Genomic DNA, 12,817 nt, shown 5'->3' with positions numbered 1-12,817 from the left:
GAGGCATCGCGTCCCGGTTGCGCAGCGGTTGTACGGCGCGCTGCGCTGCATCGTTAACCGAAGCTTGATGCGAGGCGTCGGCGCCCTCGACCCGAGGCCGGGCGAGGGAGTTGCGCTGCCGCCGGCCTACCGCCGATACGCGCTCGCCCGCGAATAGCCCTGCCGGTTCTGCTGCATCGGTCGGGCCGAGACGCTGGTGCGGGATTCGCTGGAGGCGGGGGTGGCGAGCTTCAGCTCCTCCAGGAAGATCGGTCGGGCGAAATAATAGCCCTGCGCGTAGCGGATCTTGGTCGCGGCCTGGAGATAGGCGAGCTCTTCGTAGGTTTCGAGCCCCTCGGCGATCACGGTCATGCCGAGCGCTTCGCTCAAGGATTCGATCGCGCGCAGGATGCCCTGGCTGCGCGGCCGCTTATGGATGTCGGTGATGAAGGAGCGGTCGATCTTGATCTCGTCGGCGGTGATGTCGGCGAGCGCCGAGAGCGACGAATAGCCGGTGCCGAAATCGTCGATGGAAATGCCGACGCCGAGCTTGCGGAACATCGGCAGGATCTCGCTCTGGAAATGGTTCTTGGCGACGAAGGCGTCTTCGGTCACCTCGATCATGAAGCGCTGCGGAAAGCCGGTGTCCTTCATCGCCTGCGCGAAATTGCGCATGAATTCGGGGTTGCCGGCCTGCTTGGCGGCGACATTGATGCTGATGGTGGCGTCCGCGCCGAAGCTCTCGTTGATCAGGTCGATCGACTTGACGATCTCGGCCAGCACGAGATGGGTGAGCTCGTCGATCAGCCCGAGCTCGCTGGCGAGATTGATGAACGAGCCCGGCGCCTGAATCACGCCCTCGTCGTCGCGCAGGCGCACCAGCGCCTCGATGCCCTTCACGGCTTGCGTGCGGATGTCGACCTTGGACTGGAACGCGCAACAGAAGCGCTTTTCGAGAATGGCGAGCCGCAGCGACTGCTCGATCTTCATCCGCGCCAGAGCCTCGCGCTCCATGCCGGCATCGAAGAATGAGGCGGATCCCTTGCCGTTGTTCTTGATGCGGTACATCGCGATGTCGGCGTTCTGTCGCAGCGTCTCGAAGTTGCGGCCGTGATCGGGATAGAGACTGACTCCGACGGAGGTGGAAACGAACAGCTCGGAATTGTCGATGAAGAACGGCGCGGTCAGCCGCTCCAGCGTCGACTGCATGAATTCGGCGACCTCGTCCTGGCTCTGGATCGGCGAGAGCAGCAGCAGGAACTCGTCGCCGGAGATGCGCGACAGCATGTCGGAGTCGCGCAAGTCTCGCCCGAGCCGTTTCGACAGCTCGACCAGCAGCGCGTCGCCGACGGCGTGGCCGTAATAGTCGTTGATGTGCTTGAAATTGTCGACGTCGAGAAAGGCCAGCGCGAAACGTTCACCGGGCTGGTCGCGAGCCAAAAGGCCGTTGGTGCGATGCTCGATCACGCGCCGCGAGGGCAGGCCGGTCAGCTCGTCGAAATAAGCCGAACGGAACAGCTGGTCCTCGAAATTCTTCTGCTCCGTGATGTCGGAGGAGGCCGAGATCAGGAGCTCGCGTCCGGCGAGACTGATGGGGCGATGGGTGGTCAGCAGCACCTGGCGTGCGGCTCCATCGTGGAGCGCTTCCTCGGAGGTGACCGACTGGCCGGACTTCAACGCTTGCTGGCAGGCCTCGCGGCGCGGCGCGAGATTGGGCGAGGGACGGCTGCCGTCCATGCCGAGCTGGGACGCGGCGACATCGTTAACCAGCAGAAGCTTGCCTTGCGCGTCCTGCACGGTCAGGCCGGCAGGCAGCATTCTAACGATTTCCTTGAGAAATCCGAGTTCGGCCTCGCTCGCGCCGTTGTATGCGTTGTCGTTCATAGAAGTCATGAATCTTCTTGTTCAGCGCGGCTTTGCAATGGACGCGATCATGCGCGGTTCCCTCTTAGGTTTGGTTAAGGGGTCCGCAGAAATACGGGGGTGTTTTGCGAGAAACTTGCGACGATACGAGGCGTGCCGCCGATCGTCATTAACAGAAGGTCAACAGCGCTTGCGAAAGCGCGAGTGGAATGCGCGGTTCGCTTTCGCTTGAAATCGGTGTGAGCGTAGTCGACCCCTAAGGAGGCGACTGCATATCGTGTGCACGCTGCTGCGGCATCGAAAGTGGGCTCCCTCTCCCGCTTGCGGGGGACGGTTTGGGGTGGGGGTCTCTCCGTGTCGGGATTGTCGAGGACTGCAGAGAATGTCCCTGGGTGGAGAGAACCTTCACCCGCCGCGCTCTGCGAGCGCGTCGGCCTCTCCCGCAAGCGGGAGGGACGAAGCAAGCCCGCGGACAATCGTCGATCCATGGCGATTGCTCTGCCTCCCGTAGGCAGAGCGGTCCACAGTCACTCCCTCCGGGGAATGCGACATTGCATGATGCAATGCAGGCCGGTCTTCAAATAGGAGACCTCGGTCTTGCCGTCGAAGGCCGACAGCGCCGACTTCAAGAGCTTGGTGCCGAAGCCGGGCTCGGAGATTTCGCCGACGGTCGGTCCCTCGGTTTCGTCCCAGGTGACGGTCAGGCGATCGTCGCTGACGGTCCATGACACCTGCAACAATCCCCGCGGTGAGGAGAACGCGCCGTATTTGCCGGCGTTGGTGGCGAGCTCGTGAAACATCAGCGACAGCGTCACCGCGAGCTTCGGCGGCAGGAACAGCCGGTCGCCGTTGAGGGTGAAGCGGACATGGCCGTAAGGGCCGAGCTCCGAGATCAGGAGATCGCGGATGTCGCAGCCGGCCTTGTCGATCCGCGAGATCAGATCATCGGTCGCGGCCAGCGAGCGCAGCCGTGGATCGATCCGGGCCCAGACCTGCGGCTGATCGTGCAGCACCTGGTGCAGCACGGCGTGCACGGTGGACAGCTTGTTCTTCAGCCGGTGCTGCAGCTCGTCGACCAGCACCTTGCGATAGTCCTCTTCCTCGATCAGGCGCTTGGAAATCCGACGCTGCTCCGCCAGCATCGTGCGATAGTGCTCGACGCCCCAGATGGTGAGCGCAGAGACGCCCCAATAGAGTGTCAGAAGCACGAACCGTGCGCGGTCGGGAAACGTGTGGTCGAAATTCACGACGACGCCGAGCACGCCGCCGACCAGCGCCGTCACCACCCCGATCCGCAGGCCGCCGAAGGCTGCGGCGAAGAGCACGGCCGGAAAGTACGGCGTGAAGTAGACGTCCGGGCGCACCTGCGCGAGCCCCCAGCGGGCCAGCGTCGCAAGCAGCAGGGAGGCCACGGCGAATGCGATGCTCAGGCCGAGCGATGGCGGAGCCTCGCCCTGCCAGCCTTTGCGGAATTCGTCGATCAGCTTCCCCATACGCAGCCCGGTCGCGCGTGACGCGCAAAAAACGAAAGATGGGTCATGATGTTACGCATCCCGCATGCACAAGCAAAGCTTGCCTTGCCACGATCAGGCAGGAATAGCGATCGCGGCGGCGTCGACTGTCGCGGAAGCGTCATCGATCGGTGTCCGCCATTTGGCGTCAAATCATTCAAAAGCAGGGACATTCCATCGGCAGGCTAGACGGCAACGGTGCGGTGATCTCGGGCGCGACCAGCAGGATCGGACAGCGGATTGTGGAAGTCTTCGTTGCCGAAGGTGCCAAAATTGTGATCGCAGGCCGGCACAACTGGAGCCGGCAGCACCGCTATGGCGCGTCGCGCAAGACGATGTCTCGTGCCCCGGACGCCGCGCAGCGCTTCTTCATCGGTGCGGCTGCAGAGCCGGGGTCCGTCTTTCCGTGCTGAATATGCCGCAACGTTCTGGGTCCGGCTCGCGCTTCGTGCGTCCGGGACACGATGGTCACACCGCCTTCACCCGCACCTTCAACCCATCCCGCGGCTTCGGGATCGGCCACATCTGCCAATCCGGTTTGTAGCCGGGCTCGAGCGACACCTCGACGTTCTGCAGGAAGTGCCGCGCGAAGCATTTTGCCTGCATGTAGGCGAAGTGCAGGCCGAGGCACATATGCGCACCGCCGCCGAACGGCACCCAGGCGAAGCGATGGCGGTTGCGCTGGGCTTCCTCGGTGAAGCGCAGGGGATCGAAGCGATCCGGCTCCGGCCAGATGTCCTTCATGTGGTGCGTGTAGAGCGGATTGACGCCGACGGCGGTGCCGGCGGGAATCGTAAAGCCCTTGAAGGTGAAGTCGCGCATCGCACGGCGCGGCATCGAGGGCACCGGCGGCTTGATCCGCAGCGCCTCCTTGAACGCCATCTCCGACAGCGGCATTTTTTCGAGATCATCGAAGCTGGTCGGCGCGTCCGCCGCAAGCCCGAGCGCAGCAACTTCCTCGCGCAGCCTGGCCTGCCAATCCGGATGCGCGGCGAGTTCGCCGATGAAGGAGGTCAGCGACGAGGTCAGCGTGTCGTGCGCCGCCATCATCAGAAAGCTCATGTGGTCGATGATGTCCTGTTCGGACAAGAGCGCGCCGTCCTCGTGGGTGGCGCGGCAGAGGTGCGAGAACAGATCGTCGCCGCCGTGATTGCCGCGTCGCAGCGGGATCTGCTCGCGGAAATAGGCGACGATGCGCTTGCGCCCCCGCACGCCGGCCGCCATCTGGGTGCCGGGCAGGGGCCTGCGGATCGGGGCGACGGCGGCCGCGACCATGTCGACGAAGGCGCGGTTGATCTCGTCGACTTCGGGGCCGATACCGGCGCCGAGGAAGGATGCTGCCGCGAGATCGAGCGTGAGCTGCTTCATCGCCGGATAGAGCTGCATCTCCCCGGGCCTGGTCTTCCACTGCGCGACGCGGGCGGAGATGCCGCGATCGAGATCGCTGAGATAGGATTTCATCGGCCCGGACTTGAACGCGACCGACAGCGCCTTGCGATGCAGGCGGTGTTCGTCGAAATCGAGCAGCATCAATCCGCGCGGAAACAGCAGGCCGAGTACCTTGTTCCAGCCGTGTGTCGAGGAGAACAGCTTGTGCTGGTCGAACAGCACGAGCTCGTTCGCCTCCGGCCCGAGCAGCACGACATTGGTCTCGCCGAATATGTGGGTGCGGTAGACCGGCCCGTACTTGGCGCCGTTTGCTTCGATATGTCCCTTGGGATCGGCAAGCGTCTGAAAGGTCTTGCCGATGATCGGCCAGCCTTCGTCGCCGGGGATGTGCGTCAGCTCGTTGCGCCGGGGCGCGGTGTACGGAAGCACAGGCGCGGCCACATTCTGCATCGACATGACGATCGCTCCGGATGGCTGACCCCGACGATATAGCACAATACGGGCGCGATGACGCGAGGGTTGTTTGGCGCGTCGCCGAACACACCATCGTCGTCCCGGCGAAGGCCGGCCTTCGCCGGGACGACCACCGGATGGTCTTGCGGCTTACCGCTTCGCCGCTTCCTTTTGCAGATCCGGCGCATTGACGGCGGGAATGGCGACGCGGCCGGGGCCGGTGACCTTCAGCGCTTCGGCGGCCTTCTCGTTCTGCATGATCTTGGCCATCACGGCCTGGCCTGCGCGCTCGAAGATCGCGCGGTTCTCGATCACGAATTTTTGCGACCTGCGCAGTCCGTCGATATAGCCGTTGATCTCGGGCACGACATAGCGCGCCACCATGTCCCAGCTCCGGCGCGTGGCTTCCGGATTGGCCCAGTCGTGCACGAAGCCGATGACGGCGCCGATGCCGCCGGAGACCTCCATCACGTTCTTGATGGTCTTGACGAGATCGTCGGGCGTGCCGATGGTCGAGGCCGCGCCCTCGACGAAGGCGGTCTTGTCCACGGCCTCGTCGGGCGAGGAGAAGGCGGTGAGGCCCGGCCGTTGCAGCGTGCCGACGTTATATTCGTTGTGCCAGCGCATCAGCCCGGCGCCGGCTTCCTTGCGGGCCTGCTCGCGGCTCTCGGCGATGTGGAAGGTGAGCAGCACGCGCCAGTCGGCGCGGCTCACAATGGTGCCGTGCTTCTTGGCGGCGTCCTCGGCGAACTGCCATTGCTGCTGCAGCGACATCAGCCCTTGCGTCGTCATCGAGCCCAGCGAGATGATGCCGATGCCGTATTTGCCGGCGAGCGTCATGCCCGACGGCGAGATCTGCGAGGCCACCACGAACGGCATCTCCTCCTGCAACGGCAGGAGCTGGAGCGCCGCGTCGTTCATGGTGAACCAGTCGCTCCTGGCGGTGACGCGCTCGCCGTTGAACAGGCGGCGGATCACGGCGATCGCCTCGTCCTGTCGGTCGCGCTGCGTCATCGGGTCGATGCCGAGCGTATGCGCGTCGGAGGCAAGCGCGCCGGGCCCGGAGCCGAAGATGGCGCGGCCGCCGGTCATGTGATCGAGTTGCACCATGCGCTGGGCCACGTTGAAGGGATGGTGATAGGGCAGCGATATCACGCCGGTGCCGAGCTTGATCCGCTTGGTGCGCTCGCCGGCCGCGGCCAGGAACATCTCGGGCGAGGCGATCATTTCCCAGCCGGAGGAATGGTGCTCGCCGCACCAGAACTCGTCATAACCGAGCGCATCCAGTTGCTCGACCAGGTCGAGGTCGCGCCGGAACTGAAGCATCGGATGCTCCCCGATCGGGTGATGCGGGGCAAGAAAGGCTCCAAACTTCAGGCGCGCCATGGCGTTCTCTCCGGCTGAATTTTCTGTTTGTTGGTGATGCGAGGCTACGTGGGCGTTGCCGCGAACGCAATCGCGCGATGTCCCGTATGGCGGAATGCAGGCATGCGCGTTTCTTCTTCCTCTTGCTGGTTGCGGAGATCGGCCAAGAGCGCACGGACTACCTCCGAGGTAATCGCGACACCGCGCGCGGTCTGGAATCATCCGGCGGTGATCATCCCGGGGCCGCGCGAAAAATGCATCAGACCGTCACGAAGCCCGTCGATTCGACCCGCCGCTGGTGGGTGCTGGCTATCGTCGTCGCCGCGCAGTTCATGTTCGGCGTCGACGCCTTCATCGTGAATGTCGCCATTCCGACCATCGCCGTCGACCTCCACGCGACGCCGGCGCAGATCGAATCCGTCATCGCGATCTACCTGATCGCCTATGCCACGCTGGTCGTCACCGGCGGCCGCCTCGGCGATATCCACGGGACGAAGAATGTCTTTCTCGCCGGCGTGCTCGGTTTCACCGCGACGTCGCTGTGGTGCGGCCTCGCGCAATCAGGCATGGAGCTGATCGTCGCCCGGCTGGCGCAGGGGGCGACGGCCGCGCTGATGGTGCCGCAGGTGCTGGCGACCTTGCATCTGCTGTTCACCGACGAGTCGCGCAACCGGGCCTTCGGCATCTACGGCATCGTGCTCGGGCTCGCGGGCGCCGCGGGCTTTCTGCTCGGCGGTCTGCTGGTCACGATCGATCTCGCCCACACCGGCTGGCGTTCGGTGTTCTTCGTCAACGTGCCCAGCGGCCTCGTGATCGCGGTCGCTGCCTGGCGCGTCATGCCGACGGCGCCGCGGCGATCGGGCACACGGCTCGACATCAAGGGCAGCATCGTGCTGTTCGCCGGGCTGTTGTGCCTGATCGGGCCGCTGCTGTTCGGCCACGATGTCGGCTGGGCGCCGTTGCTGTGGGCCGTGATGGGAAGCGGCGCTGTGATCCTCGCGGCGTTCGTGCGGCTCGAACACGCGGTCGCGCGCGGCGGCGGCATGCCGCTGATCGATCTCGCGCTTTTGGCGGACGCGGCCTTCCTGCGCGGGCTCGGCGCCGCGTTCTTTTTCTTCTGCGCCAATCTTTCGTTCTATCTGGTGATGACGCTGTTCATGCAGCGCGGCCTGAAGATCCCGCCGCTTTCGGCCGGCCTCGCCTTCGTTCCGCTCGCGCTCGCTTTCGTCGTCGCCTCGCGCCATAGCGGCGCACGGGCAAGACATCGCGGCACCAAGGTGTTGATCGAAGGCTGCGCGTTGCAGATCGCAGGTCTCGCCGCACTCGCATGCGTGGCGGACTTCGTTGATGCGCCGACGCCGACCGAACTCGCGCTCGTCATGATCATCTTCGGCTACGGCCAGGGTCTGGTGATGGCGCCGCTCTCGGGTGCGGTGCTCTCGACCGTCAAGCCTGTCGCCGCAGGCTCGGCGTCCGGCATGTACGGCACCACGGCGCAGATCGGAAATGCGGCCGGAGTGGCCGCAATCGGCGCGGTGTTCTTCGCGGTCGAATCGTTGCAATCAGCGCGCGCAGGATTTCTCGCCTCGCTCGCGCTGTTTACGGCGTTAATCATGATCTCGGCCGCATTCCTGTCATGGATGCGCCGCGCACCTGCATGAAGTTGAGGCAGTGCGGTCAATACGTGCGGAATTCTGCGGGATTCTGCGCGTTTCACGGGTGATCGGCAGCACACGGCCTTTTCATTTTGCACTGCAGCAACTATCTGGTCTGGGTAAACGTTGAAAGCCGCCCACCAGGAACTTGCCGTGTCGCTTGCCCGTAATGTCGATCTCTTGAGACGTCTGCCAAGACCAGATCAAAGACCAGATCAAAGGCTGGACGGTCTGCGCCTGCCCGACTTCGGCGCGGGCGCTGACGGCTCCAATTCGTTGCGGGAAGTCACCGGCTTCGGCGACAATCCCGGCGCCTTGCGCATGTTCGCGTTCGTGCCGGCGCAGCTGCAGAAGCCGCGTGCGCTGGTCGTGGTGCTGCACGGCTGCGGCCAGACCGCCGCGGCTTACGATCTCGGCGCGGGCTGGTCGACGCTCGCGCGTCACTACGGCTTTGCGCTCGTGATGCCCGAGCAGCAGCGCATCAACAACGGCAACACCTGCTTCAACTGGTTCAATCCCGAGGACACCGCGCGCGACAGCGGCGAGGCGAGGTCGATCCGCGAGATGATCGCGCATATGGTTCAGACGCATCGCATCGATCCGAGGCGCATCTACATCACCGGCCTGTCCGCCGGCGGCGGCATGACCTCGGTGATGCTCGCGACCTATCCCGAGGTGTTCGCGGCGGGCGCCGTGATCGCAGGCCTGCCTTACGGCATCGCCTCGAACCTGCGCGAGGCGCTCGACGGCATGTTCCATTCGCCTGCGCGGCCCGAGCGCGAGCTCGGCGATTTCGTGCGCCGGGCCTCGAACCATCGCGGGCCCTGGCCGAAAATGTCGGTGTGGCACGGCAGCGCCGACCGCACCGTCAATCCGGGCAATGCCAACGAGATCGTCAAGCAGTGGCTCGACCTGCACGATCTGCCGATGACGCCGATGGCCGAGACCAATGTCGACGGCTATCCGCGCCAGGCGTGGTGGAACAAGGACGGCGAGACGCTGGTCGAGTCCTATGCCATCACGGGCATGGCGCACGGCACGCCGCTGGGGCTTGCCGACAACGAGCAGCGTTACGGCGTCGAAGGCGCCTTCCTGATCGAGGCCGGCATCTCCTCGTCCTATCACATCGCGAAATTCTTCGGGCTCACCGGCTGGATCCACGACGCCAGCAAGGCGGAGGCAAAGCCCGTGCCCGCGCGGTCACCCGCACCGCATCTCGCCCGCACGATCCGCGCCAAGGTCGCCGAGGACAAGGCCGAGCCGACGCGCGACCAGGGTCGCGGCTTCGATCTCGGCCAGGTCATCACCCGCGCGCTGACGGCCGCGGGCCTGATGAAGTAGCCTCACGCCGTCGCGTCGATCATCTCGATCGGCGTTGCCGTCACCTCGCCGCCGGAGACCTGCCGCGTCATCGCGGAATAGTGCTTGAAGAAGTCGCGTGATTGCAGCGTCTTCTGCGCGTCTTCGTCAGCGACGCTGGCGAGATGGAAATAGTGGCCGTCGTCGCGGTTCTTCAGGACGCGATAGCCGATCCGCCCCTTCAACTCGGGATCGCTGTCGATCGCCTTGATGAAGCGGCCGATCTCCTGGTGCCAGGCCTCCGTCGCGCCGTTCCTGAATTCGTACTTGATCATGAAGTGCTTCATGTGACGCTCCCTGTTCGTCATGTGCAGCATCATCTGCGGCCCGGATGCGATCCTGCAAGTACGGACAAAATTGATAGTATGGACTTTTTCGGCGCCGCTCCTATCCTGGCTTCCTGCACTTGGAGGAGACGGCATGGCAAGAGCTTCCCCACGCAGCTGCCCGGTCGCGGCCTTTCAGAAGATGATCAGCGGCAAGTACAAGCTGCGCATCGTCTGGGATCTCAAGGACGGCCCGCGCCGCTATGGCGAGATCCGCAGCGGCCTCTTGCGCGGCGCATCCGGCAGCGCCGAGATCACTCCGCGCGTGCTCAGCCGCGAATTGAAGGCGCTGACCGCGAGCGGCCTCATCGATCGCAAGGATTTCGGCGAGGTGCCGCCCAAGGTCGAATATCGTCTCACCCGCAAGGGCAAGAGCTTTGTGCCGGTCGTCGCTGCGATCCGCGAATGGGGTGAGCGCAACCTGAGTGAGAGCGCGGCGCTCGCGGACGCCGCCGAATGAACCTCACATCTCGCCGGTGATGAACGGATTGGTCATCCGCTCCTGGCCGATGCTCGAGCCGGCGCCGTGGCCGCAGATGAAGCCGACATCGTCGCCGAGCGGCAGCAGCTTCGTCAGGATCGAATTGATCAGCGTGGCGTGGCTGCCGCCGGGAAGGTCGGTGCGCCCGACCGAGCCCGCGAACAGCACGTCGCCGACATGGGCGAAACGCAAATCCTTGTTGTAGAACACCACGCTCCCGGGCGAGTGGCCGGGACAATGCAGGATGTCGAAGGTCAAGCCGCCGATCGACACGCTGTCGCCCTCGTCGAGCCAGCGGTCCGGCTCGAAATTGCGCACCCCGGTCATGCCGAAGCGCGCGCCGCTCTCCACCACGTTGTCGAGCAGAAACTTGTCCGCGGCATGCGGGCCTTCGATCGGCACCTTCAGCGCGTCGCGCAACTCGGCCGCGCCGCCGACATGGTCGATATGGCCGTGGGTCAGCCAGATCTTCTCCACGGTCGCGCCGGTCTGCTTGATCGCTTCCAAGATCTTCGGCACGTCGCCGCCGGGGTCGATCACCACCGCCTTCTTGCCGGGTTCGTCCCAGATGATGGTGCAGTTCTGCTCGAACAGCGTCACGGGGACGATGATCGCGCCGGCCTTGGCTTGTTGGGTGTCGGTTTGCTCGGTCATGGCCTCACAATGCCGATTTTTGCTGCGCCGCCAAGCAAAATAGTCGTGGTCGGCCGCGGGAACAGCCGCGCCGCCGTCACATGGCCGTCCCAATTCGCGTCGCTGTTTGAACCGGGGCGTTGCTTCCGCGTTCTTTCGCGCGAAGCACAGATTTCCGGGTGGGATTTCCGATGGCACGGGACGGCGAGATTTGGTGGCGCGACGGGATCTTCTATCAGATCTATCCACGCTCCTTTCAGGACAGCGACGGTGACGGCGTCGGCGATCTCGCCGGCATCTTGCGGCGGTTGCCTTACGTGAAGTCGCTCGGCGTCGACGCGATCTGGCTGTCGCCGATCTTCCCCTCGCCGATGGCCGATTTCGGCTACGACATCTGCGACTATACCGGCATCGATCCGCTGTTCGGCACGATGGAAGACTTCGACGCGCTGCTCGCGGCCGCGCATGACGCCGGCCTGAAGCTGATCCTCGATCTCGTGCCGAACCACACCTCCGACCGGCATCCCTGGTTCGTCGAGAGCTGCGCCTCGCGCGACAACCCCAAGCGCGACTGGTACATCTGGCGCGATCCCGCGCCCGATGGCGGCGTGCCGAACAACTGGTTGTCCGAGTTCGGCGGCAGCGCGTGGCAGTTCGACGAGACCACGGGGCAGTACTACTACCACGCCTTCCTCGCCGCGCAGCCGGACCTCAACTGGCGCAATCCGCAGGTCCGCGCCGCGATCTACGACGTGATGCGGTTCTGGCTGGAGAAGGGCGTCGACGGCTTTCGCGTCGACGTGATCTGGCACCTGATCAAGGATGCCGTGTTTCGCGACAATCCGCCCAACCCGCACTACGTCGAGGGCCGGCCGCCGAACGAAAAGATCCTGACGCAATATTCCACCGACCAGGCGGAGGTGCACGACGTCATCGCCGAGATGCGGCGCGTGACGGACGCATATTCCGCGCGCGTGCTGATCGGCGAGATCTATCTGCCGCTGCATCGTCTGATGGCCTATTACGGCAACGATCTCACCGGCGCGCAGATGCCGTTCAATTTCGCGCTGCTCTCGACCTTCTGGAGCGCGCGCTCGATCGAGAAGATCATCGAGGACTATGAGAAGGCGTTGCCGCGGGGCGCCTGGCCGAACTGGGTGCTCGGCAATCACGATCGCCCGCGCGTCGCCAGCCGCGTCGGCCCCGAGCAGGCCCGAATCGCCGCCATGCTGCTGCTGACCCTGCGCGGCACGCCGACGCTCTATTATGGCGACGAGATCGGCATGCATCAGCTCGCCATCGCGCCCGAGGATGTCCGAGATCCTTTCGAGAAGAACGTGCCCGGCATCGGCGTCGGGCGCGACGGCTGCCGCACGCCGATGCAGTGGGACGCATCGAACTTCGCCGGCTTCTCGGACGCGAGGCCGTGGCTGCCGCTGCCGGCGGACCATGTCCGCGAGAACGTGGTCAATCTCGAGGCCGACACGCGCTCGATTCTCAGCCTCTACAGGCGCCTGATCGCGTTGCGGAAGAACTCGCCGGCGCTGGTCGCCGGCGACTATCACCCGATCGCCGCGCAGGGCGATCTGCTCGTCTATCGCCGCGAAGCCGAGGGCCGTTCGCTCGTCATCGTGCTCAATCTCGGCCCCGAGCCGATCGCCGTCACCACCAGCGCGCTCCGCTTCGGCAGCGAGATCTTGCTGTCGACGTTCCTCGATCGCGAGGGGGAACGGCTGGAGGGTGTGTTGGATCTGCGGGGGAATGAGGGCGTGGTGGTCGTGCCGCCGAGTTCCTCTTAGCTAT

General features: G+C 64.8%; 10 protein-coding genes and 1 pseudogene. 5 read left to right on the top strand and 6 right to left on the bottom strand.

The window, feature by feature from the left end:
* Nucleotides 1-126: 126 nt before the first annotated feature.
* Together XH90_RS34000 and XH90_RS33995 are read right to left on the bottom strand one after the other, a co-directional pair.
* A complete protein-coding gene (locus XH90_RS34000) occupies nucleotides 127-1,863 on the bottom strand; it encodes a bifunctional diguanylate cyclase/phosphodiesterase (RefSeq protein ID WP_194478572.1) in 1,737 nt (578 codons plus the stop codon).
* A gap of 506 nt (nucleotides 1,864-2,369) precedes the next feature.
* Nucleotides 2,370-3,335, bottom strand: a complete 966-nt coding sequence (locus XH90_RS33995; RefSeq protein WP_194478571.1) for a sensor histidine kinase — start codon at nucleotides 3,333-3,335, stop codon at nucleotides 2,370-2,372.
* A gap of 194 nt (nucleotides 3,336-3,529) precedes the next feature.
* On the opposite strand from XH90_RS33995, the pseudogene XH90_RS33990 reads away from it, so the two are divergent.
* Nucleotides 3,530-3,643 (top strand): annotated as a pseudogene (locus XH90_RS33990) (2,5-dichloro-2,5-cyclohexadiene-1,4-diol dehydrogenase); the annotation flags it as partial.
* Nucleotides 3,644-3,821: 178 nt separating this feature from the next.
* Here XH90_RS33990 and XH90_RS33985 read toward each other — a convergent pair.
* Nucleotides 3,822-5,198 (bottom strand): cytochrome P450, encoded by a 1,377-nt coding sequence (locus XH90_RS33985; protein ID WP_194478570.1) that lies wholly within the window; start codon nucleotides 5,196-5,198, stop codon nucleotides 3,822-3,824.
* Between the two features lie 147 nt (nucleotides 5,199-5,345).
* Complete coding sequence (locus tag XH90_RS33980) at nucleotides 5,346-6,581, bottom strand: LLM class flavin-dependent oxidoreductase (RefSeq protein ID WP_194478569.1); 1,236 nt, start codon at nucleotides 6,579-6,581, stop codon at nucleotides 5,346-5,348.
* Nucleotides 6,582-6,814: 233 nt separating this feature from the next.
* On the opposite strand from XH90_RS33980, the gene XH90_RS33975 reads away from it, so the two are divergent.
* The gene (locus tag XH90_RS33975) at nucleotides 6,815-8,221 is read left to right on the top strand and encodes an MFS transporter (RefSeq protein ID WP_194482900.1); all 1,407 of its coding nucleotides are present in this window, start codon (nucleotides 6,815-6,817) and stop codon (nucleotides 8,219-8,221) included.
* 147 nt (nucleotides 8,222-8,368) lie between these two features.
* Entirely contained in the window at nucleotides 8,369-9,556 is a 1,188-nt protein-coding gene (locus XH90_RS33970; protein WP_194478568.1) for a PHB depolymerase family esterase, read from the top strand.
* Nucleotides 9,557-9,558: 2 nt separating this feature from the next.
* Here the strand turns inward: XH90_RS33970 and XH90_RS33965 are convergent, their stop codons facing one another.
* Nucleotides 9,559-9,861 (bottom strand): hypothetical protein, encoded by a 303-nt coding sequence (locus XH90_RS33965; protein ID WP_246755659.1) that lies wholly within the window; start codon nucleotides 9,859-9,861, stop codon nucleotides 9,559-9,561.
* Between the two features lie 133 nt (nucleotides 9,862-9,994).
* Between XH90_RS33965 and XH90_RS33960 the strand changes: the two genes are divergently transcribed.
* A complete protein-coding gene (locus XH90_RS33960; RefSeq protein WP_194478566.1) occupies nucleotides 9,995-10,360 on the top strand; it encodes a helix-turn-helix domain-containing protein in 366 nt (121 codons plus the stop codon).
* A gap of 3 nt (nucleotides 10,361-10,363) precedes the next feature.
* Here XH90_RS33960 and XH90_RS33955 read toward each other — a convergent pair whose 3' ends face one another.
* Nucleotides 10,364-11,035: an MBL fold metallo-hydrolase gene (locus XH90_RS33955; RefSeq protein ID WP_194478565.1), complete on the bottom strand. Its 672-nt coding sequence runs from the start codon at nucleotides 11,033-11,035 to the stop codon at nucleotides 10,364-10,366.
* Nucleotides 11,036-11,205: 170 nt separating this feature from the next.
* On the opposite strand from XH90_RS33955, the gene XH90_RS33950 reads away from it, so the two are divergent.
* Nucleotides 11,206-12,813, top strand: a complete 1,608-nt coding sequence (locus XH90_RS33950; protein WP_194478564.1) for an alpha-amylase family glycosyl hydrolase — start codon at nucleotides 11,206-11,208, stop codon at nucleotides 12,811-12,813.
* The last annotated feature ends 4 nt before the right edge of the window (nucleotides 12,814-12,817 follow it).

It is taken from the genome of Bradyrhizobium sp. CCBAU 53338, from assembly GCF_015291665.1.
Lineage (GTDB): Bacteria > Pseudomonadota > Alphaproteobacteria > Rhizobiales > Xanthobacteraceae > Bradyrhizobium.
The sequence above is the reverse complement of the archived record's forward strand: the minus strand, read 5'-3'. Positions and strand labels throughout refer to the sequence as shown.